Source organism: Cupriavidus sp., assembly GCF_057315035.1.
Genome location: NZ_DBHKYV010000051.1, coordinates 20,279 through 40,418, shown reverse-complemented (window position 1 = coordinate 40,418; position 20,140 = coordinate 20,279). Strand labels below are relative to the sequence as shown.

Here is a 20,140-nt window from a genome sequence, read left to right as displayed (position 1 = left end):
CGGGGCAAAGCTGTATTGGCAACGGCACGCACCACGCCCTTGCAGCGGCAGTGCAACCGAAAGCTTCCTCGGTTTTTTTGCACCGAAACGGACCAGTGTGCCGCGTATCATCGGCACTGTTATCGACTTGCCACCCCGGAGACACCATGAGCGACCTGCAGGCCCGTTTCGACCAGGCTCAAATCGACGTCAAGACACTGTCCGAACGCCCCAACAACATGACGCTGCTGCGCCTCTATGCGCTGTACAAGCAGGGAGCGGAGGGCGATGCCCATGGCGACAAGCCCGGCATGACGGATTTCGTCGGCCGCTACAAGTTCGAAGCCTGGGAGGCGCTCAAGGGCACCAGCCAGGACGACGCCAGGCAGAAGTACATCGAACTGGTAGGCGACCTGCTGGCGGGCAACGCCAGCTGATCAGCCTTGCGGCACCGGCCGCGGGCGAATCCGCCACGCGGCCAGGATGGCCGTGGCGATCACCACGCCCACGGCCAGGAACGTTTCATCGAACGCATGGATGCGCGCGGCCTGTGCCGCCGCATCGCCGCCCTGGCCCAGCACCGCGCCGTGCTCGGCCAGGCGCCACTGCAAGCCCACGCCGGCCAGGCTCACGCCAATCGCCCCGCCCAGTTGCCGCAGGAAATTGATGCAACTGGAACCTTGTGCGATCAGCGAGAAATCGATGCCCCGCATCGAACCCAGCGTCAGCGACGGCAGGACGCAGCCAAGTCCGATCCGCCCGATTACCGCGTACAACACCAGCAGCAGGTATGGTGTGGCCATCGACCCGGTGGCCATCAGCAGGAATGACCCCGCCAGCAGCGCCAGTCCGAATGACACCAGCCGGTGCGGCGGGATGCGATTGGTCAGGCGGCCCGCCACGGCGATCGTCACGGCCAGCGCGATACCCGCCGGCATCAGCACGATGCCGGCCGCCGACGGCGTATAGGCCAGCGCCATCTGCATATAGACCGGCAGCAGATAGGTGGAACCAAACAAGCCTGCCCCATAGATGAACGCCACGATCGCGCCAGCCGAAAATTGCCGATAGCTGTACAAGCGCAAGTTCATCAGCGGGTCGGGCGCGCGCAGTTGCCAGGCCACGAAGCCCGCCAGCATGACCACGCCGAAGGCTGCCAGCCCGAGCCCTTCGCCCACGCTGTTGCGCATCTCCACCAGTCCGTTGAGCAGGCTTACCGTGGCCACGCCCACCAGCGCCAGGCCGCGCCAGTCCAACGGCTTGCGCTCGCCCATCATGGCCGAATCCACCGCCATGTAGCGACGCGCCATCCACAGCCCGGCCAGGGTCAGCGGCACCACCACAAAGAAGATCGAGCGCCAGCCAAACAGTTCGACCAGAAAACCGCCGAGGCTCGGCCCGATGGCCGGCGCCAGCACCACCCCGAATCCGAACAGCGACAGCGCCTTGCCCTGCTCGCGCTCTTCGAACACGCGCAGGATGAAGATATTGGGTAGCGGCTGCATGATGCCCGCGGCAACACCCTCGGCCGCTCGCATGGCCAGCATCACGCCAAAGGTTGGGGAGAAGCCGCCGATCAGGCCACCGGAACCGAGCAGCACCAGCGCGCCTATAAAGGTACGCCGCAGGCCGTAGCGGTTCAGCAGCCACGGGGTGAGCAGCATCGACAGCGTCATGGCAATCATGAAGCTGGCCGCCACCCACTGGGCGCGCTCCTGGCCCAATGCAAAATGGCGGCTCAGGTCCGGAATGGCCACGTTGACGATCGTCGACGACATGATCGACGACATCGTCCCGAGCATCAGCGTGACCAGGATCAGCCAGCGCAGCCGGTCACCATAACGCGCCCGCAACTCCGCGCGCGTGGGCCCGCCCCGCTTGCCGGACGGGTCGTTCGGCCCGGATCCGCCCGAGCCGCCTCCTCCCTGAGAATCCCCGCTACCGGTACGTGCCGGCGCAGTGGACGGGCGGTTCACCCGAGCTGCCCCGTGGCAGCGATTTCGCGGATCTTGCGCACGGTGTCGAGGTCCGCCTCGTGATAGGCGGACTTGACGATTTCCGCATAGCGGTCGTCGCCGGTCTCGTCAACGTTTGGCAACGTGGTCTCGTAGATGAAGCGCACCAGCAGCGCGCTGGGCGTAGGTGTCTCGATGATCATCGACAACGTGCCGCCAGCATGCTCGGCCGTGGCGGCGGTTTCATAGCGCACGGCGCTGCGCGGTTCGTAGACCACGCGATCCCGCACACTGGCCTTGCCGAAATGCAGCACGCGCCCGATCCAGCCATCGCCGCGCTCGACGATCTCGGCGCGATCCAGCCCGAGCACGAACAGCTCGGGCGACTCCGCCCGCAAAACAAGCCCCTGCCAGAGTTGTTCCGCGGTCAGCGGTTCCAGTGCGGGGCTGCCTGGGTCATTGATTTCCACCAGGTGTTCGAAGCGCAACTTGAATCTCCCAATCATGAATGGCCATATTATGAGCCCTCCGGGCCAGTCGTTGTCGGCCGTTTCGGGTGGGCTACTCCACATCACTCCTGACAGCGGCTGTCAGGAGCGCGGGCGCACAATGCCTGCCCGGTGTCCAGCCAGCGTCAGGAGTCGTCAGGAGCGGCTGCGCAGCGCACACGCCGGACGAACGCTCAGGAGGCAGGCATGGAGTTGTTAATAAACATCGACGTCGATGACCTGGAACGTGGCATCGGCTTCTATGAGGCAGGATTGGGGTTGCGGCTCGGCCGCAGGCTGTTCGACGGCACGGTGGCCGAATTGCACGGTGCCTGTGCACCGATCTATCTGCTGGCCAAGGCACCCGGGACGGTGGCGACCACGCGAACTGATTCCCGGCGCGACTACGCCAGGCATTGGACCCCGGTGCATCTCGATTTCGTGGTCGAGGCACTGGAACCGGCCATCGAGCGGGCGCTCGAGGCAGGCGCCGAACTGGAGGACTGGCCACGCGAGTTCGACTGGGGCCGCCAGGCCATGCTGTCGGACCCGTTCGGGCACGGCCTGTGTTTCATCGAGTGGAAGGGCGAAGGGTACGGAATGCCCAACCAAAGCTGAAGACACGGCTCCCCTCGCCCGCCATGCGGGCGAGGGGAGCAAGACAGCATCTACCCTCAGACTTCCTCGTACAGCGGCAGCGTCAGGAATTCGGCAAAGTCTTCCGAAGTCGACATCTGCTCGAAAATCTGCGCAGCACGGTCATAGGTTGCGCCGTTGCCCGCCACTTCCTTGACCTTGGCCAGTTCTTCCGGAATCAGCGCGCGCACGAGTTCGGCGGTTACCTTGCGGCCGTCTTCGAGCTTGCCCTTCGGCGAGCGGATCCATTGCCACACCTGCGAGCGCGAGATCTCGGCGGTAGCGGCGTCTTCCATCAGGTTGTGGATCGGCACGCAACCGTTGCCGGCCAGCCAGGAACCCAGGTAGTGGATGCCGACGTTGATGTTCATGCGCAGGCCGTGCTCGGTGATCGGGGCTTCCGGCTTGAAATCGAGCAGGTCGGCGCCCTTCACTTCCACATCCGGACGTTGCTTGCCGAACTGGTTGGGCTTGTCGCCCAGCACGGCCACGAATTCCTTCATTGCCGGCTCCACCAGGCCCGGGTGGGCCACCCAGCCGCCATCGTAGCCATCGGTAGCGTCACGGCGCTTGTCGCTGATGATGCCTTCCATGGCGATGGCGTTCTTTTCCGGATCGTTCTTGATCGGGATCAGCGCGCTCATGCCGCCAATGGCGGGCGCGCCGCGCTTGTGGCAGGTCTTCAGCAGCAGCAGCGCGTACGAACGCATGAACGGCGCGGTCATCGTCACCTTGGCGCGGTCGGCCAGGCAGAAGTTCTTGTCCACCTTGAACTTCTTGATGCACGAGAAGATGTAGTCCCAGCGGCCGGCGTTCAGGCCAGCGCTGTGGTCACGCAGTTCGTACAGGATTTCTTCCATTTCGAACGCGGCCAGGATCGTCTCGATCAGCACCGTGGCCTTGACCGTGCCTTGCGGCAGGCCCACTTCCTTCTGCGCCATCACGAAGACATCGTTCCACAGGCGCGCTTCCAGATGGCTTTCCATCTTCGGCAGGTAGAAGAACGGGCCATCGCCGCGAGCGATCTGCTCCTTGGCGTTATGGAACAGGAACAGCGCGAAATCGAAGATGCCGCCCGACACACGCTTGCCGTCGATCGTGACGTGCTTTTCGTCAAGGTGCCAGCCGCGCGGACGCACCTGCAGCGTGGCGATCTTGTCGTTGAGCTTGTAGTGCTTGCCGTTGCTGTCCAGCGTCAGCGTGCGGCGCACCGCGGCCTTCAGGTTCACCTGACCCTGCAACTGGTTGTGCCAGTTCGGGGTGTTGGAGTCCTCGAAGTCGGTCATGTAGCTGTCAGCGCCCGAATTGAAGGCGTTGATCACCATCTTGGCTTCGACCGGGCCGGTGATTTCCACGCGGCGGCATTCCAGCGCCTTGGGCACCGGGGCTACCTTCCAGTCGCCTTCACGGACACTCTTCGTTTCGGGCAGGAAGTCGGGGATCTCGCCGGCGTCCAGGCGCTTGGCGCGTTCCACGCGCGCGGCCAGCAGTTCCTGGCGGCGCGGCTCGAAGGCGCGATGCAGCTTGTCGACCAGGGCCAGGGCTTCCGGCGTGAGGATGTCTTCGTATGCCGGCAGGATCTCGCCGGTAATCTTCATGCCCGAGGGCAGCGTGATAGCCATCAGTCTTCTCCTGTAGGTGCGATGGTGTGTTGAGGGGTAGCCTGACGCGTCAGACCGTGGCGCCAGATGCGGCCACGAACGCGAGCAGGTCGTTCATGTCATGCCCGGTACCGGTGGGCGCCACGTCGAGGCGCTCCACCGGATGCCCGGCACGGTTGATCCAGAAAGTGGTGTAGCCATACCAGGTGGCCCCGCACGCGTCCCAGCAATTCGACGAGACAAACAGGATCTCGCTTGCCGGCACATTGAACGCTTGCGGACCCAGTGCGTAGGCTGCCGGTGCCGTCTTGTACTGTTTCACGGCATCCACCGACAGCACGTGGTCGAACAATCCATGCATGCCGGCGCTCTTGACCGCGATGTCGAGCATTTCCGGATTGCCGTTCGACAGGATGCCCAGCGGCAGTTCCGCGCGGCGCAGCCGCTTGAGCGCGCCCAGGTTCTCCGGAAACGCCGACAGGCATGCGTACTCCTTGAGCAGCTGCGCCTGCGTGGTGTCGTCCAGCTTCAGCGCCAGACGCTCCGCCGCATAGCGCAGCGCGTCGATCGTGATGTCCCAGAACGGCTTGTAGCGGGCGCCGTCGGGCGCCGCCAGCGAACGCAGCCGCGTGTAGTCGATCTGCCGTTCGCGCCACAGCAGCGCCAGCGCCTCGCCCTTTCCAGGGAACAGTTGCTCCGCACGCGCGGTGACCGAGTACACGTCGAACAGCGTGCCGTAGGCATCGAAAACGACTGCGCGAATCTTGTTCATCTAAGCACGCCAGAGACTGAATGGACCTGTACACGATTGAATGCATCGAATTGTAGAGAGACGTTGCAGTGCGGCAAAGCCGCACACGGTCACTTGATCTTTTACTTTTGCACTACTAATCTTGGCCATTCTCATCAAGACTTGTGTACAGACAAGCGAACATCCGTGGACCACTTCAAGCAACTGGAGACTTTTGTATCGGTCGCATCACGTGGCAGCCTGTCCGCCGCCGCTGCCGCCGAAGGTGTCGCACCGGCCATCATCGGGCGCCGCATCGACGCACTGGAAGAGCGCCTCGGCGTCAAGTTGCTGGTGCGCACCACGCGCAAGATCACGTTGACGTTCGAAGGCTCCGCGTTCCTGGAAGACTGCCAGCGCATCCTCAACGACCTCCACAATGCCGAAGCCAGCGTCTCCGCCGGCGGCGTCAAGGCCAGCGGCCACCTGCGTATCACGGCACCCGCCGGCTTTGGCCGCAAGCATGTGGCACCACTGGTACCACTGTTCATTGAATCCCACCCCGACGTGACGCTCACGCTCGATCTTTCCGATCGCGTGGTCGACCTCGTCAACGAGGGCTTCGACTGCGCGATCCGCCTTGGCGACCTGCCCGATTCGAGCCTGGTCTCGATCCGCCTGGCCGAGAACCGCCGCGTCGTGGTGGCCTCGCCCGAATACCTGGCGCGTGCCGGCACGCCGCAACTTCCCGAAGACCTGGCGCGCCACAACTGCCTGGCCTTCGGTGCCAGCGCCAACGTGCAGCGCGGCTGGGTGTTCCAGCAGGACAACCGTACCGTCACCGTCAAGGTGGGCGGCACCATGGAGTGCACCGACGGCGCCGTGCTCCATGCCTGGTGCCTGCAGGGCCACGGCCTGGCCTGGCGTTCCTGGTGGGAAGTCGGCCAGGAAATCGTCAGCGGCCGCCTGGTGACCGTGCTCGACGAATTCCAGGCGCCGCCAATCGGCATCCACGCCGTATTCCCGCAGCGCAAACACCTGCCGCTGCGCGTGCGCCTGTTTATCGACCATCTCAAGAACACCTATGGCAATCCGGCCTACTGGCGCCGCGCGGAACAGGCCCCGAGCAGTGCTGCCGCCGAAGTCCATGCCGTGGTTGCCTGATCCAACTCACCAGTTCAAATCCGTGCGCAATCGCACAACCTTGATATTTCGCAATGACGCAGACTGCACACTGACTACAATCAAGTCAGACAGGCGCAGGTCCGGCCTGCCACCTGCCCCACTCGTGAAAGGAGGTCCGGTATGTTCAAGCACATCCTGCTACCCACCGACGGTTCCGAGCTGTCCAAGAAAGCCATTGATGGCGGCCTGGAACTTGCCAAGGTGATTGGTGCACGCGTCACCGCCTACGTCTGTCTAGAGGAGTATCCGTATACGCCCTTCAGCGAGATCGTGGTCGAGGCCCCGCAGGCGTTCAAGGAACGTATCGAGAACCAGGCCAGGCTGTACTTGAAGGAAATCGAGGCCGCCGCAGTGGCCGCGGGCCTGCCGTTCGACGCGGACATGACCACCTTCGCGGTGCCATACCTCGGCATCATCGACGCGGCAGAGCGTCATGGCGCCGACGTGATCTTCATGGCGTCGCACGGCCGACGCGGCCTCTCGGGCCTGCTGCTAGGCAGCGAAACCCAGAAGGTCCTAACGCATACGGATATTCCAGTAATCGTCTATCGATAAGCGCCCTTAAAAAACCGCGCCGCAGATCGTGCGGCGCGGTGCCAAACTGACGGCGCGATGGTCGCGCGCCGTCCCCGAATTTTCCTTCCCTACCCGAAGGCTCAGGCCACCTTCTTGTCGAAGAACTGTTCGTCTTCGGTCGAGCCCTTGAGCGCGGTCGTCGACGACTGGCCGCCTTCGATGGTCTGCGTCACGGCGTCGAAGTAACCGGTGCCCACTTCGCGCTGGTGCTTGACGGCGGTGAAGCCCTTCTCGGCAGCGGCGAATTCCGATTCCTGCAACTCCACGAAGGCCGACATCTGGTTGCGGGCGTAGCCGTAGGCCAGGTTGAACATCGAGTAGTTGAGCGAATGGAAGCCCGCCAGCGTGATGAACTGGAACTTGTAGCCCATGGCGCCGAGTTCGCGCTGGAACTTGGCAATCGTGGCGTCGTCGAGGTTCTTCTTCCAGTTGAACGACGGCGAGCAGTTGTAGGCCAGCATCTTGCCCGGGAATTTGGCGTGCACGGCGTCGGCAAACTTCTTCGCAAACTCCAGGTCCGGCTTGCCGGTTTCGCACCATACAAGGTCGGCCACTTCGGCATATGCCAGCGCACGGGCAATCGATTGCTCGATGCCGGGTCGGGTACGGTAAAAACCTTCCACGGTGCGCTCGCCGGTCAGGAACGGCTGGTCGCGCTCATCGACGTCCGAGGTCAGCAGGTCGGCGGCTTCGGCATCGGTACGGGCAATCACCAGGGTCGGCACGCCCGACACATCGGCAGCCAGACGTGCGGCGGTCAGCTTGGCCACCGCCTCGCGGGTCGGCACCAGCACCTTGCCGCCCATATGGCCGCACTTCTTGACCGAAGCCAGCTGGTCTTCGAAGTGCACGCCCGCGGCGCCCGCCTCGATCATCGACTTCATCAGTTCGAACGCATTCAGCACGCCGCCGAAACCGGCTTCGGCATCGGCCACGATCGGGGCGAAGAAGTCGGTATCGCCGGTGCCTTCGCTCCACTGGATCTGGTCGGCACGCTGGAACGTGTTGTTGATGCGCTTGACGACCATCGGCACCGAGTTGGCCGGATACAGCGACTGGTCGGGATACATCTCGCCGGCCAGGTTCGCGTCGCCGGCAACTTGCCAGCCCGACAGGTAGATCGCCTTCAGCCCGGCCTTGACCTGTTGCATGGCCTGGTTGCCGGTCAGCGCGCCCAGCGTGTTGACGAACGGCTCGGTATTGAGCAGATGCCAGAGCTTCTCGGCGCCGCGGCGGGCCAGCGAATGCTCGATGTGAACCGAACCGCGCAGGCGCACGACGTCTTCAGCGGTGAAGTTGCGCTGCACGCCTTTCCAGCGCGGATTGGTGTCCCAGTCCTTCTGCAGGGCGTCGATCTGTTGTTGGCGCGTCGTCATGTTCGCACTCCCGATAACTATTGCGGATTTGGCGTGGAAATCTGTGACACCGCCCGGCGCTGTGTCCGGGGCATCGTAGCGCCGCTTTTTGGCGCCAAGGTCATGTGTCTTATATAAGAGTGTAGAGAAGGCTGCCGCGTCGCAACAAGCGCCGAATGTAAATGAATTACGGTTTTTTTATTATTCAAATTCAACTAGTTACGCAGCTCATTTCACGATACGGCACGTGGTCTTTCATCATGAGAAATGCCGCTTGTGCCCCGCACCCAAGGATTTTTGCGCATCAAAACAACATTCCGCATCGTGAAAAATTGGCAGCCTCAGGGGTAACATGAAGCAGGCGAGACGAAGCCGCGCCCTGGCTGGCAGCCAAGGCGCATCGACAAGAAAACCGGGCGGGGAAAAAACAGGAGGGAGGTGAAGCGGGGAAAAACGGGGGGATCAGGCCGCCGCAGCGGTATCGCGTGCCTGGCGGTAAGCCACCCAGTCACCGCTGTCGATGCGTGCGAGCCCGGCCACCGCGCTGTCCGCTACCGGGTATAGCAGGCAGTCCAGCGGCGCGCCATCGCGCATCACCGGCCGGGATTCGCGAACAAACAGCGTGGCCTGCCCCGGATAGACTTCCTCGATCTCGTCCAGCACCGGCAGCAAGGCATCGGGAATCTCGTAGATATCGCCGATCACGGCGCCAGCCGCCGCGTCCAGTACGAAGCCCGGATACGTGCCGAAGTCATACAGGCGGCCCGCGATGGTGCCGGTCCCGACCAGCGTCGGGGCCTCGATACCGTGACGCTCGGCCGCACGGTTCAGATCGTTGACTTCGCCGGCACGCAACGTGCCATAGACAAACACTCGCAGCATCGTGCGCATTCCCGTCATTTGCAAAGTGCCTATGGTAGTGGATTACGTGCGCGTCTTGCTGCGCTACATCTGCTTGAACAGGTGCGCATACTGCCTGGCAACCGGCAGTGACTCGGGGCGATCGCGCAGTTTCAGCGACAGGCGTCCCAACGACTGGTTCACCGCACTGGCCACGCAATCGATATTGACCACGGTACCGCGATGGATCTGCCAGAACCGGTCCGGATCAAGCTGCTGGGTCAGTTCGCGCAGGCTGGTGCGGATCAGGGCCGCGCCGCTGGTGGCCACCACATTGACGTACTTGTCGGTCGCCTCGAGGTAGACCACCTCGTCGACGGGAATGATGCGTACCTCCTGCCCCACCAGCGCCTTGATAAAGCGCAGGTACTGGCCCCGCGCCGCTGCCGGCCGTTCAAGCGATTCGAGCCGTTGCAGCAGTTGTGCGAGCCGGTCGGTGTCGACCATCGTGCCGATATCGGCTTCCGCATCGTCATCGTCCTCGCCAGTCTTGAGCTCCATGCGCGCCTTGAGCCGCGCCACCGTGGCTTCGAGCCGCTCGTGCTGCACCGGCTTGAGCACATAGTCGACCGCCGCACGCTCGAATGCTTCCAGTGCGAACTGATCATAGGCCGTGACAAATACCACCAGCGGCGGACGGTCGAATTCGATCAGCTCGCGCGCCACGTCCATGCCGCTCATGCCCGGCATGCGGATATCGAGAAAGGCCACATCGGGCTGGTGCTCGCGCGCAGCATCGAGCGCCGCCATGCCGTCGTGCACCACGGAGACGATCGTGGCCTCGGGCCACAGGGCTTTCAGTTCGGATTCGAGCACGCGTGCGAGCAGCAGCTCGTCATCGGCGATCAGCAAGGTTGGGGACATGAGGGGCGTATGCCAGGGGCTGGCGGTCAGGTGCGTGAAATCGCGGCAGCAACGGTGGTGGCAGGTACCGGTGGGCGATGGTCGGGGCTGCTGTGCATTGGCGCGAAGGTCGGATCATTGCTGCGCGTCAGCGGCAAGGTCAACCGTACCACCACGCCGCGTGGCGTGTTCTCTTCCATCTGCATCGACGCCGCCGCTCCAAAGATGCGCGCCAGTCGCTCGCGTACATGGGTCAGGCCCAGACCCGAACCGCCCTTGCCACCCTGGCAGAAGCCCACCCCGGTGTCGGTAATGCTGACCTCCAGGTTGCCATCGCCGGTTTCACGTGCGGAAAGCAGTATCTTGCCGCCGCGCATGCAGGGTTCGATACCGTGTGTCACGGCATTCTCCACCAGTGGCTGGATCAGCATCGGCGGAATCTCGGCCTCGGCCAGCGCCCGCGGCAAATCGATCTCGTACTCGAGCCGCGCGCCAAATCGCATGCCCTGGATGTCGAGGTAGCTGCGCAGCAGTTCGAATTCCTGCGCCAGCGTGCAATGCTCGGCGCGTGTGTGCGACAGCGACATGCGCAGGAAACCGATCAGGCGCTGCAGCAACTGGCGTGCCGCGCGCGGGTCGGTGGCAATCAGCCCATCGAGGTTGGCCAGCGAATTGAACAGGAAGTGCGGCTCGATCTGCGCCTGCAGCGCCATCAACTGGGCGCGCACCAGTTGCTTTTCGGCTTCCTCGCGCTGCAAGGCGTCCAGCGCGGCCTGGCGTTCGAGGTAGGCGAGTTTCTCGCGCGACCAGTAGAAATAGATCATGCTCGCCGAGGCCAGCATCCCGACGATCAGGCACATACGCAGCATGTCGCCAGTGGCCGCGGCGGACTTCTCGGGCAGGCTCAGCAGTTCGCGCGTGGCCCAGCTGCCCAGCACCACGCCCAGCGGCACCGCCACCACGGCCAGGCACATGAATGGCCAGCGGCGCGGACGGTCGTTCCACCAGATCAGCACGCGTGGAATGTCGATCAGCATCCAGATCGACAGCCCGATCAGCTGGCTGTAGACAAAGTTCTGCACCAGCGTTCCGCCGGTCTGGAAGCCATAGTTGAGGCTGACGGCGATGACCGTGTTCATGCAGACCACGAACAGCAGGTCTCGCGCCAGAATATTGAGCCGCGACGGCACCGCGCATGACATGCGCATGGGTTCTCCCTCCTTCTGCTCCACAATCCGCGTGCAAATCTGTGATGCACTGCAGCACAAGCAGCATCCCGGGCATTCGGTCGGACCCGGGTAGCTGCGTTGAAGGGCACTTTACGCCGGACCGGCGCGGGAGGAAAGCGTCGTGCGACGAACCGGCGGCAGACGGCGCGAGAGGTTCAGGGCCCGGACCGGAAGGGGCCACGCGCGCTGGAACGCGCGTTTGACAACCGGCCCGGTCCTGTCTGAGTGGCGCTCAGGCGGCCACGGCCAGTCGGCTCGACGCCTCGGCCAGTGCGGTCGACACGGTGTCCCGTGACAGGTGCGGGGCGAACATGTTGATGAACGCATGCGCATAACCACGCAGGTAGGCGCCACGCCGCACGGCCACGCTGGTGGTGTTGGGCGAGAACAGATGGTCGGCCTTGATCTGCACCAGGCCGGCATCCTTGCGTGCGTCGTAGGCCATCGACGCAATGATGCCCACGCCGAGATCGAGTTCCGCATAGGTCTTGATCACGTCGGCGTCCATCGCGGTCAGCACGATTTCGGGCTGCAGCCCCGCCTCGGCAAACGCGCCATCGATCTTGCGGCGGCCCGTAAAACCCGCGTCGTAGGTGATGATCGGGAAGTTGCTCAGGTCTTCGAGCGTGGGCTCGGGCAGCCGCGTCAGCGGGTGCTCGGGCGATACCACGATCACGTGCTGCCAGCTGTAGGCCTCGAACGACGTCAGCCCCGCCTCGTTGGCCACGGCCTCGGTGGCGATACCGATATCGGCCTGCCCCGTCAGCAGCAGCTCAACGATGTGCGATGGCGACGCTTCCTGCAGCGCCAGCGTCACGTGCGGATACTCGCGCCGGAAGCTTTGCACGACTTTCGGCAACGCATAGCGTGCCTGCGTGTGGGTCGTGGCCACGGTCAGGCGACCGGTATGGCGACCCGCGAACTCGTCGCCGGCCTGGCGCAGGTTCTCGGCCTCGAGCAACAGACGCTCGACGATCCTGACGATCTCACGCCCCGGCTCGGTCAGCCCGGTCAGGCGCTTGCCGTAGCGCTCGAAAATCTCCACGCCGAGTTCTTCCTCGAGCTCACGGATCTGGCGCGACACGCCCGGTTGCGAGGTGTACAGCGCGTTGGCCACTTCGGTCAGATTGAACTGGCGGCGCACCGCCTCGCGAATCGATCGCAGTTGCTGGAAATTCATCGTGCCGCCCCCTGTTCTTGTGTAGTTGTCTGGCCCCGGTTGAAGACCCGCAACTGGCGCGGACGCACCGCGAGCAGTTCGCCTTCGCGGAAACCCTGATGGCGGAAGCGTTCGAGCGGCAGCGCCACTTCGATCACATCCTGGTTGTCTTCGCGTTCCAGTTCGAGCTGGGCCACCGGACCCAGCGTCAGCGCACGGCGCAGTGTCACGGCGATACCGTCGGTGCCCGGTGCATAACGTTCCAGTTCCAGGTCATGCGGGCGCACATACGCCACCGCGTCGCCGGCCGTCTCGTGGCCGCTGCCAATCACCGGCAGGACCGAATCGCCGGTATGCAGCAGGCCGCCGCTGTCGCCCACTTCAAGCCGGCCATGGAACAGGTTCACATTGCCCAGGAAGCCGAATACGAATGGCGTGGCGGGGTGGTTGTAGACCGCTTCGGGGGTGCCGAACTGCTCCACGCTGCCGCGGTTCATCAGCACCACCTGGTCGGCCACTTCAAGCGCTTCTTCCTGGTCGTGCGTGACGAACACGCTGGTCACATGCAGTTCGTCATGCAGGCGGCGCAGCCAGCGGCGCAGTTCCTTGCGCACCTTGGCATCGAGCGCGCCAAACGGCTCGTCCAGCAGCAGCACGCGCGGCTCCACCGCCAGCGCGCGGGCCAGTGCGATACGCTGGCGCTGGCCGCCCGACAGTTGCGTCGGGTAGCGGTCGCCCAACCAGTCGAGCTGCACGAGTTCGAGCAGCGACTTCACCTTCTCGCGGATCTTCTCTTCCGACGGGCGCTCGGCGCGCGGCTTCACGCGCAAGCCGAAGGCCACGTTCTCGAACACGGTCATGTGCTTGAACAGCGCGTAATGCTGGAACACGAAGCCCACGTTGCGCTGGCGCACGTGCTGCGTCGACGCATCGCGCCCGGCCAGCACGACCTGCCCCGCATCGGCACGTTCCAGGCCGGCGATGATTCGCAGCAGCGTGGTCTTGCCGCAGCCGGATGGCCCCAGCAGCGCGGTCAGTTCACCTTCGGCGAAATCCAGCGAGACGTCATCGAGCGCCACGAAGTCGCCGAACTGCTTGTGCACGTTACGAACCTGAATGCTCATGATGGCTGCCCTTGCGTTGCATGTTCCTTGCTGGCGCGAATCTCGACCAGCGTCTTGATACCGAGCGTGACCAGCGCCAGCAGCGTCAGCAGTGACGCCACCGCGAACGCGGCCGCGAAGTTGTATTCGTTGTAAAGAATTTCCACGTGCAGCGGCATCGTGTTGGTCAGGCCGCGGATATGGCCCGACACCACCGACACGGCGCCGAATTCGCCCATTGCGCGCGCATTGCAGAGAATCACGCCATACAGCAGGCCCCAGCGGATATTCGGCAACGTGACATGCCAGAAGGTCTGCCAGCCCGATGCGCCCAGCACGATCGCGGCCTCCTCTTCCTCGCTGCCCTGCGCCTGCATCAGCGGGATCAGCTCGCGCGCCACGAACGGGAACGTGACGAAGATCGTGGCCAGCACGATGCCCGGCACCGCGAACATGATCTTGATGTCATGCGCTTCGAGCCACGGGCCGAACCAGCCCTGTGCGCCGAACATCAGCACGTAGATCAGGCCCGAGATCACCGGCGACACCGAGAACGGCAGGTCGATCAGCGTGATCAGCAGGTTCTTGCCGCGAAAATCGAACTTGGCAATGGCCCAGGCCGCAGCCACGCCAAACACCAGGTTGAGCGGCACCGCGATTGCCGCCACGGTCAGCGTGAGCTGGATGGCCGCCACGGCATCGGGCTCGACCAGCGCCGCCAGGTAAGTGTCGGCGCCCTTGCGCAACGCTTCATAGAACACCGAAGCCAGCGGAACGAACAGGAACAGCCCGAGAAACAGCACGGCCACACCGATCAGCGTGTAGCGCACCCATGGCGATTCGCCGGTGGCGTCGTGCGGATGCGCGGCGCCGTGCGCGCCAAGACGGGAAATTGCGCCGGCCATGTCAGTTCACCTCCGGGTTCGCATCGGGCAATGCCGCGGCGCGGGCACCGGTCTGGTGGCGGCGCGTCCAGGCTTGCAGCAGGTTGATCAGCAACAGCAGCGCGAACGAGATCACCAGCATCACCACGGCCACGGCGGTGGCACCGGCGTAGTCGTACTGCTCCAGCTTCGAATAGATCATCAGCGGCGCAATTTCGGAAACCATCGGCATGTTGCCCGAGATAAACACCACCGAGCCGTACTCGCCGGTGGCCCGCGCAAACGACAACGCAAACCCGGTCAGCAGCGCCGGCAGGATGGCCGGCAGGATCACGCGCCAGAACGTCTGCAGTCGCGACGCACCCAGGCTGGCGGCAGCTTCCTCGAGCTCACGCTCCACGTCTTCGAGCACCGGTTGCACCGTGCGCACCACGAACGGCAGGCCGATGAAGGTCAGCGCCACCACGATCCCCAACGGCGTGAAAGCCACCTTGATACCGTGCGGTTCCAGCCAGCGGCCGATCCAGCCATTGCCGGCAAACAGCGCCGTCAGCGCGATACCGGCCACGGCGGTGGGCAAGGCAAACGGCAGGTCGACCAGCGCATCGATGAACCGCTTGCCAAAGAAGCGGTAGCGCACCAGCACCCAGGCCACGATCAGTCCGAAGACGGTATTGATGATGGCCGCGACCAGCGAGGCGCCAAAGCTCAGTTCCAGCGATGCCACCACGCGCGGGTTGCTCACGGTCGTCCAGAAGCCGTCCCAGCTCAGCGTGAACGTCTTCAGGAACACCGCCGACAGCGGGATCAGGACAATCAGCGTCAGGTAGAAGATCGTGAAGCCCAGCGACAGACCGAAGCCCGGCAACACGGTAAAGCGCTGGCTGGCGGGCAATGGTCGCCGTGGGGCGGCGTCGGCCGTCGGCGGGGGCGCGTCCGCCAGGGAAATCGTGGAAGGCATGCGTGTCTCGTCTTTATGAAACCGGCGCATAAGGCGCCGGTGTACGAGACAAATTTTGCAGATACGCCCTTATAAGTGAAACGAATCTTTTCGAATTTTCTTAGACGTTTTAGATATATGGAGCGGACTGCGTCACCTCTGCGGACGCTTCCCAGGTGTCCGTTCCGTCACCCATGGCCAGAATCCGGCCATTCGAGTCGATCCGCTGCAGCAAAGCGGCGAGCAAGCCCTGCCCTGCCGACCAGTCGTCGAGGCGTGAGTCGGCATTGATATGCCCGAGCGCGCCAGCATCGACGAGTTCGCTGCCCCATAAGGTGCCCCAACTGAAAGCGGTGCGTTGCGACATCCACGGATCGTTGGTGCTGGCGACCAGAACCGTCGGGAACGGCAAGCGCCATGTCGGCAACAAAGCACCCACGCCGAACTTGTCGGGATCGGCCGGCGCCACCAGCAAGGCCCCGGCAATTCCCACCGGGTCGAGCGATGCCTGCCGTAGCGTGGCCAGGCACCCGAAGCTGTGTGCCACCAGCACCGCCCCGCGCGACGCCACGCGCAACGCCCGCGACACGCCTTCGGAAACGCGCTCCGCCCACAGCGGCAGGCTGGGACGCCCCCAGTCATGTTGCTCGATTCGTTGCCAGTCCGGATAGGCCGCTTCCCAGCGGCTCTGCCAATGTGCCGGGCCGCTGCCATGCAGCCCCGGAACGGTCAGGATCTGCAAGCCACGCGGCACTTCCAGCCGCGCGGAACCGCCCGATAGTGTCGATGCCGCCATACGCGCTCCTTCTCCGTCTTCCCTTCGTTATTCACATCCTTATGGAGTACTGCCTGCCGTTTCATGCCCGCGCAATTGACGCGCGGGCACCGGCCCGCCGGCCACCGCCTCGCCCTGCCCCAACGCAATGCCTGCGTTCTGCAGACGCTCGACCACTTCATCGTTCTGCAGGCGCCGGCCGATCAGCGTGACGCCGGCACCATCGGCACTGGCGCGCAGGCCAGCCAGTTGCCGGTCGGTCCAGGTACGGCGCATGTCGAGCTTGAGCCAGTCCGGCAACGCATGCGCCATCAGGGCACCGGCTTCGGCCGGATCGGAAGCCTGCAGGCTCACGGCAAAGCCATTGCGCCGATAGTTGCCCACCACGTGCAGCAGCAACGGCAGATCGTCGTTGGCGCTGGCCGGCACCTGGATCACGAAGCGGTCCACGGGCAGGCCCAGCGATTCCAGCGCGCGCCGGAACGCCGCGCCATGATCGTCGGCTACCGCGGCCAGCAGGCGGTTATGGACATTGAGCACGAGCTTGTGCTCGCCATGTGCCGCAAAGTAGTTCATTGCATGCACCAGCCGCGACAGGCGGTCCAGCGACACCAGCGACGCATCGTCCGCCGCCATCGCGAACAGCTTCCATGCGGCCAGCCCCACGCCGTCCTCGGCGTACGTGCGGATCGACCCCTCGTGGGCCACTACCTCACGTCCGGCCAGCGTCACCAGCGGTTCGAATGCGCTGGTCAGCGAGCAGTTGAAATACTGGCCCTGCACCTGCCCGCGCGCGTCGCGCCACAGCTCGCGGCCGGGCACCGGTTCACGGGGCAGTGTTTCAAGATAGCGTTCGAGTGCGGCAGCAATGGTCATGGTTGTTCCATGTCGTTACGCGCCAATCGCCTGATTGCTCATGATAGGAGCTCTCCGGCAACCGGGGCATGAAGTTTCGTTGATGTCGAAGGGGGCAACGATGGCTGCTGCATTACGCGGCGCAGCACCGTGTCCTCGAGTTGCGCAAACGCCGCCGCGCCGCGCTGGCGCGGCCGTTCCAGCGGTACGCGCTGGTCCAGCGCAATGCGGCCATCCTCGATCAGCACCACGCGGTCGGCCAGCGCAATCGCCTCCGACACATCGTGTGTGACGAGTAGCGCCGTGAAACCGAGTCGGCGCCACAGCGATTCAATCAGCGCCTGCATGTCGATACGCGTCAATGCATCGAGCGCGCCCAGCGGCTCGTCGAGCAGCAACAGGCGCGGATGGTGTACCAGCGCACGCGCCAGTGCCACGCGTTGCCGTTGCCCGCCAGACAGGCGCGCGGGCCATTCGTCCGCGCGCTCGGCCAGTCCCACCTGGGCCAGCACCGCGGCGGCATCGGCACGGCGCTCGCGCGACAGGCCCAGCGCCACGTTGTCGAGTACACGCTTCCACGGTAGCAGCCGTGCATCCTGGAACATCACGCGGATGCTCTCCTGCAACGCCCGGCCCGCTTGCTGGTCGAGCGTGATCGCGCCGTCATCGGTGTCTTCCAGTCCTGCCACGAGCCGCAACAAGGTACTTTTGCCGCAGCCGCTGCGACCCACGATGGCGACGAACTCGCCCGGCGTGACCTCCAGATCGATGCCGTGCAAGACCTCGCGGCCGTTGTAGCGCTTGACCACCTGCTGCACGCGCAGCGCGATGCCACCCTCCACGCGCGCCGGACGTACCTCGGGACGCGCAGCCTCACGCCGGGCGAGATCGCGTTCGAGCCACGCCTGCGCTGCCTGTTCCACCGGGAAAAGCGTTTGCATGATTTTTTCTCCTGAGGTTACTGATCAGGTTGCCGGTCAGGCCGTCTGGTAGCCGGGATGCCAGCGCAGCCAGAAGCGTTCCAGCGTGCGCGACAGCACATCGGCCAGTTTGCCCAGCAGCGCATAGAGCAGGATGCCCACCAGCACCACATCGGTCTGCAGGAATTCGCGCGCGTTCATCGTCATGTAGCCGATCCCCGATTGCGCCGAGATGGTCTCGGCCACGATCAGGATCACCCACATCAGGCCCAGCGAAAAACGCACCCCTACCAGAATGTTCGGCAACGCGCCCGGCAGGATCACCTCGCGATACAGGCGCCAGCCGGACAGGCCATAGCTGCGTGCCATCTCGACCAGGCCCGGGTCCACCGCGCGAATGCCGTGATAGGTGTTCAGGTACACGGGGAAGAACACGCCAAGCGCTACCAGGAACAGCTTGGCGGTCTCGTCGATACCGAACCACAGGATCACCAGCGGAATCAGGGCCAGCGTGGGAATGTTGCGCACCATCTGCAACGTGCTGTCGAGCAGCGTGGCGGCAGTGCGGAACGTGCCGGTCAGCAGGCCCAGTACCAGGCCCAGGCCGCCGCCGACGGCCAGCCCCACTACCGCGCGCCATGTGCTCACCCAGACATGGCGCCACAACTCGCCGGACACCGCGAGCGACCACGCGGCCTCCACCACGGCCAGCGGCGCGGGCAATACGCGATTCGACAACCAGCCCAGCTGCGATGCCGCCTGCCAGACCACGATCAGCAGCACGGGCACGATCCACGGCGCGATGGCCTGTGCCAAGCTCCGTTTCGACTTCAGTTCGGAAGCAGCCATACTCGTCTCCTTAACTCTGCGAGGCGCGCGGCACGATGCCCGTGGCCATCACTTCGCCAAACGGGCCCGACAGCACTTGCCCCGGCAACTTGTCGCGCACCTGGCGCGGCAGCAGCGGGAACACCAGTTCGGCAAAACGGTAGGCCTCTTCCAGGTGCGGGTAGCCCGAGAAGATGAAGGTGTCGATGCCCAGCGATGCGTATTCCTCGATGCGCGCGGCCACGGTCTTCGGATCGCCAACCAGTGCGGTTCCGGCACCGCCGCGCACCAGGCCCACGCCGGCCCAAAGGTTCGGGCTGATCTCGAGCGCCTCGCGGGTCCGCCTGGCGCCGCCGGCATGCAGCGCGGCCATGCGGCGCTGCCCTTCGGAATCCATCTTCGCGAACACCGCCTGCGCACGCGCCACGGTCTCGTCATCGAGCCGGCTGATCAGGTTTTCCGCGGCGGCCCATGCCTCATCCTCGGTCTCGCGCACAATCACGTGAAGGCGGATGCCAAAGCTGACCTTGCGGCCGTGCTGCGCGGCGCGCGCACGCACATCGGCAATCTTCTTTGCCACCTCGGCCGGCGGCTCGCCCCATGTCAGGTACTTCTCCACCTGTTCGGCAGCCAGGTCATGCGCGGCTGCCGACGACCCACCGAAGTACACCGGCGGATGCGGGCGCTGCACCGGCGGATACAGCACGCGCGCACCCTTGACGGTCAGGTGCTTGCCTTCGAAGCTGATTTCGCCGTTGTCGTGGCTCGCCGCCAGCACGTCGCGCCAGATCCGGATGAATTCGGACGAGGCCTCGTAGCGCTCGGCATGATCGAGAAACAGGCCATCGCCTTCGAGTTCGGCCACGTCGCCGCCAGTCACCAGGTTCACCAGCAGTCGCCCACCCGAAATGCGATCGAAGGTGGCGGCCATGCGCGCGGCCAGCGTTGGCGTCATCAGGCCCGGCCGCACCGCCACCAGGAACTTGAGCTTTTGCGTGACCGCGGCCAGCGCCGATGCGGCCACCCAGGGGTCCTCGCACGAGCGGCCGGTCGGAATCAGCACGCCTTCATAGCCCAGCGTATCGGCAGCCACTGCGATCTGCTTCAGATAGTCGAAGCTGACTTCGCGCGCGCCTTCGGACGTGCCAAGGTAACGGCTGTCGCCATGAGTGGGGATGAACCAGAAGACTTGCATGTCG

The 20,140-nt window shown here is 64.4% G+C and carries 21 protein-coding genes; 4 read left to right on the top strand and 17 right to left on the bottom strand.

Annotation, left to right across the window (positions count from 1 at the left end):
* Positions 1–146: 146 nt before the first annotated feature.
* On the top strand, positions 147–416 hold the full coding sequence (locus ACO550_RS35345) for an acyl-CoA-binding protein (protein WP_315597009.1): 270 nt from the start codon (positions 147–149) through the stop codon (positions 414–416).
* Here ACO550_RS35345 and ACO550_RS35340 read toward each other — a convergent pair whose 3' ends face one another.
* On the bottom strand, positions 417–1,832 hold the full coding sequence (locus tag ACO550_RS35340; RefSeq protein ID WP_315597049.1) for a DHA2 family efflux MFS transporter permease subunit: 1,416 nt from the start codon (positions 1,830–1,832) through the stop codon (positions 417–419).
* A 119-nt stretch (positions 1,833–1,951) separates the two neighbouring features.
* Complete coding sequence (locus ACO550_RS35335; protein ID WP_315597010.1) at positions 1,952–2,422, bottom strand: AtaL-like protein; 471 nt, start codon at positions 2,420–2,422, stop codon at positions 1,952–1,954.
* A gap of 207 nt (positions 2,423–2,629) precedes the next feature.
* On the opposite strand from ACO550_RS35335, the gene ACO550_RS35330 reads away from it, so the two are divergent.
* Entirely contained in the window at positions 2,630–3,040 is a 411-nt protein-coding gene (locus tag ACO550_RS35330; protein WP_315597011.1) for a VOC family protein, read from the top strand.
* Between the two features lie 56 nt (positions 3,041–3,096).
* Here the strand turns inward: ACO550_RS35330 and aceB are convergent, their stop codons facing one another.
* Positions 3,097–4,680, bottom strand: coding sequence for a malate synthase A (aceB, locus tag ACO550_RS35325; protein WP_315597012.1), 1,584 nt, complete (start codon positions 4,678–4,680; stop codon positions 3,097–3,099).
* A gap of 49 nt (positions 4,681–4,729) precedes the next feature.
* Positions 4,730–5,431, bottom strand: coding sequence for a haloacid dehalogenase type II (locus ACO550_RS35320; protein WP_315597013.1), 702 nt, complete (start codon positions 5,429–5,431; stop codon positions 4,730–4,732).
* A 93-nt stretch (positions 5,432–5,524) separates the two neighbouring features.
* Between ACO550_RS35320 and ACO550_RS35315 the strand changes: the two genes are divergently transcribed.
* Together ACO550_RS35315 and ACO550_RS35310 are read left to right on the top strand one after the other, a co-directional pair.
* A complete protein-coding gene (locus ACO550_RS35315; RefSeq protein ID WP_485995113.1) occupies positions 5,525–6,553 on the top strand; it encodes a substrate binding domain-containing protein in 1,029 nt (342 codons plus the stop codon).
* Positions 6,554–6,694: 141 nt separating this feature from the next.
* On the top strand, positions 6,695–7,129 hold the full coding sequence (locus ACO550_RS35310) for a universal stress protein (RefSeq protein ID WP_315597015.1): 435 nt from the start codon (positions 6,695–6,697) through the stop codon (positions 7,127–7,129).
* Positions 7,130–7,230: 101 nt separating this feature from the next.
* Here the strand turns inward: ACO550_RS35310 and aceA are convergent, their stop codons facing one another.
* From aceA to ssuD, 13 genes are all read right to left on the bottom strand, one after another.
* A complete protein-coding gene (aceA, locus tag ACO550_RS35305) occupies positions 7,231–8,526 on the bottom strand; it encodes an isocitrate lyase (protein ID WP_315597016.1) in 1,296 nt (431 codons plus the stop codon).
* 441 nt (positions 8,527–8,967) lie between these two features.
* Positions 8,968–9,387, bottom strand: coding sequence for a gamma-glutamylcyclotransferase (locus ACO550_RS35300; protein ID WP_315597017.1), 420 nt, complete (start codon positions 9,385–9,387; stop codon positions 8,968–8,970).
* Positions 9,388–9,450: 63 nt separating this feature from the next.
* Positions 9,451–10,269, bottom strand: coding sequence for a LytTR family transcriptional regulator DNA-binding domain-containing protein (locus tag ACO550_RS35295; RefSeq protein ID WP_315597018.1), 819 nt, complete (start codon positions 10,267–10,269; stop codon positions 9,451–9,453).
* Between the two features lie 26 nt (positions 10,270–10,295).
* Positions 10,296–11,456: a histidine kinase gene (locus ACO550_RS35290; protein ID WP_315597019.1), complete on the bottom strand. Its 1,161-nt coding sequence runs from the start codon at positions 11,454–11,456 to the stop codon at positions 10,296–10,298.
* Positions 11,457–11,709: 253 nt separating this feature from the next.
* Complete coding sequence (locus tag ACO550_RS35285; RefSeq protein ID WP_315597020.1) at positions 11,710–12,657, bottom strand: CysB family HTH-type transcriptional regulator; 948 nt, start codon at positions 12,655–12,657, stop codon at positions 11,710–11,712.
* Entirely contained in the window at positions 12,654–13,760 is a 1,107-nt protein-coding gene (locus tag ACO550_RS35280; protein ID WP_315597021.1) for a TOBE-like domain-containing protein, read from the bottom strand. Before ACO550_RS35280 ends, ACO550_RS35285 begins: the two co-directional genes overlap by 4 nt.
* Positions 13,757–14,644, bottom strand: coding sequence for a sulfate ABC transporter permease subunit CysW (cysW, locus tag ACO550_RS35275; RefSeq protein ID WP_315597022.1), 888 nt, complete (start codon positions 14,642–14,644; stop codon positions 13,757–13,759). Before cysW ends, ACO550_RS35280 begins: the two co-directional genes overlap by 4 nt.
* Before the next feature lies 1 nt (position 14,645).
* Complete coding sequence (gene cysT / locus ACO550_RS35270) at positions 14,646–15,584, bottom strand: sulfate ABC transporter permease subunit CysT (protein WP_315597023.1); 939 nt, start codon at positions 15,582–15,584, stop codon at positions 14,646–14,648.
* 109 nt (positions 15,585–15,693) lie between these two features.
* Entirely contained in the window at positions 15,694–16,359 is a 666-nt protein-coding gene (locus tag ACO550_RS35265; protein WP_315597024.1) for an RBBP9/YdeN family alpha/beta hydrolase, read from the bottom strand.
* Between the two features lie 39 nt (positions 16,360–16,398).
* Positions 16,399–17,214: an EAL domain-containing protein gene (locus ACO550_RS35260; protein ID WP_315597025.1), complete on the bottom strand. Its 816-nt coding sequence runs from the start codon at positions 17,212–17,214 to the stop codon at positions 16,399–16,401.
* Positions 17,215–17,252: 38 nt separating this feature from the next.
* Positions 17,253–18,134, bottom strand: coding sequence for an ATP-binding cassette domain-containing protein (locus tag ACO550_RS35255; protein WP_315597026.1), 882 nt, complete (start codon positions 18,132–18,134; stop codon positions 17,253–17,255).
* Between the two features lie 36 nt (positions 18,135–18,170).
* Positions 18,171–18,962: an aliphatic sulfonate ABC transporter permease SsuC gene (gene ssuC / locus ACO550_RS35250; RefSeq protein WP_315597027.1), complete on the bottom strand. Its 792-nt coding sequence runs from the start codon at positions 18,960–18,962 to the stop codon at positions 18,171–18,173.
* A 10-nt stretch (positions 18,963–18,972) separates the two neighbouring features.
* The gene (ssuD, locus tag ACO550_RS35245; RefSeq protein ID WP_315597028.1) at positions 18,973–20,136 is read right to left on the bottom strand and encodes an FMNH2-dependent alkanesulfonate monooxygenase; all 1,164 of its coding nucleotides are present in this window, start codon (positions 20,134–20,136) and stop codon (positions 18,973–18,975) included.
* Positions 20,137–20,140 lie beyond the last annotated feature (4 nt).

Excerpts from the sequence above, each read along its gene's own strand:
- ACO550_RS35345 (WP_315597009.1), top strand. The coding sequence starts at position 147 with ATGAGCGACCTGCAGGCCCGTTTCGACCAGGCTCAAATCGACGTCAAG.
- ACO550_RS35330 (WP_315597011.1), top strand. The coding sequence starts at position 2,630 with ATGGAGTTGTTAATAAACATCGACGTCGATGACCTGGAACGTGGCATC.
- aceB (WP_315597012.1), bottom strand. The coding sequence starts at position 4,680 with ATGGCTATCACGCTGCCCTCGGGCATGAAGATTACCGGCGAGATCCTG.
- ACO550_RS35320 (WP_315597013.1), bottom strand. The coding sequence starts at position 5,431 with ATGAACAAGATTCGCGCAGTCGTTTTCGATGCCTACGGCACGCTGTTC.
- ACO550_RS35310 (WP_315597015.1), top strand. The coding sequence starts at position 6,695 with ATGTTCAAGCACATCCTGCTACCCACCGACGGTTCCGAGCTGTCCAAG.
- aceA (WP_315597016.1), bottom strand. The coding sequence starts at position 8,526 with ATGACGACGCGCCAACAACAGATCGACGCCCTGCAGAAGGACTGGGAC.
- ACO550_RS35300 (WP_315597017.1), bottom strand. The coding sequence starts at position 9,387 with ATGCTGCGAGTGTTTGTCTATGGCACGTTGCGTGCCGGCGAAGTCAAC.
- ACO550_RS35295 (WP_315597018.1), bottom strand. The coding sequence starts at position 10,269 with ATGTCCCCAACCTTGCTGATCGCCGATGACGAGCTGCTGCTCGCACGC.
- ACO550_RS35290 (WP_315597019.1), bottom strand. The coding sequence starts at position 11,456 with ATGCGCATGTCATGCGCGGTGCCGTCGCGGCTCAATATTCTGGCGCGA.
- ACO550_RS35285 (WP_315597020.1), bottom strand. The coding sequence starts at position 12,657 with ATGAATTTCCAGCAACTGCGATCGATTCGCGAGGCGGTGCGCCGCCAG.
- ACO550_RS35280 (WP_315597021.1), bottom strand. The coding sequence starts at position 13,760 with ATGAGCATTCAGGTTCGTAACGTGCACAAGCAGTTCGGCGACTTCGTG.
- cysW (WP_315597022.1), bottom strand. The coding sequence starts at position 14,644 with ATGGCCGGCGCAATTTCCCGTCTTGGCGCGCACGGCGCCGCGCATCCG.
- cysT (WP_315597023.1), bottom strand. The coding sequence starts at position 15,584 with ATGCCTTCCACGATTTCCCTGGCGGACGCGCCCCCGCCGACGGCCGAC.
- ACO550_RS35265 (WP_315597024.1), bottom strand. The coding sequence starts at position 16,359 with ATGGCGGCATCGACACTATCGGGCGGTTCCGCGCGGCTGGAAGTGCCG.
- ACO550_RS35260 (WP_315597025.1), bottom strand. The coding sequence starts at position 17,214 with ATGACCATTGCTGCCGCACTCGAACGCTATCTTGAAACACTGCCCCGT.
- ACO550_RS35255 (WP_315597026.1), bottom strand. The coding sequence starts at position 18,134 with ATGCAAACGCTTTTCCCGGTGGAACAGGCAGCGCAGGCGTGGCTCGAA.
- ssuC (WP_315597027.1), bottom strand. The coding sequence starts at position 18,962 with ATGGCTGCTTCCGAACTGAAGTCGAAACGGAGCTTGGCACAGGCCATC.
- ssuD (WP_315597028.1), bottom strand. The coding sequence starts at position 20,136 with ATGCAAGTCTTCTGGTTCATCCCCACTCATGGCGACAGCCGTTACCTT.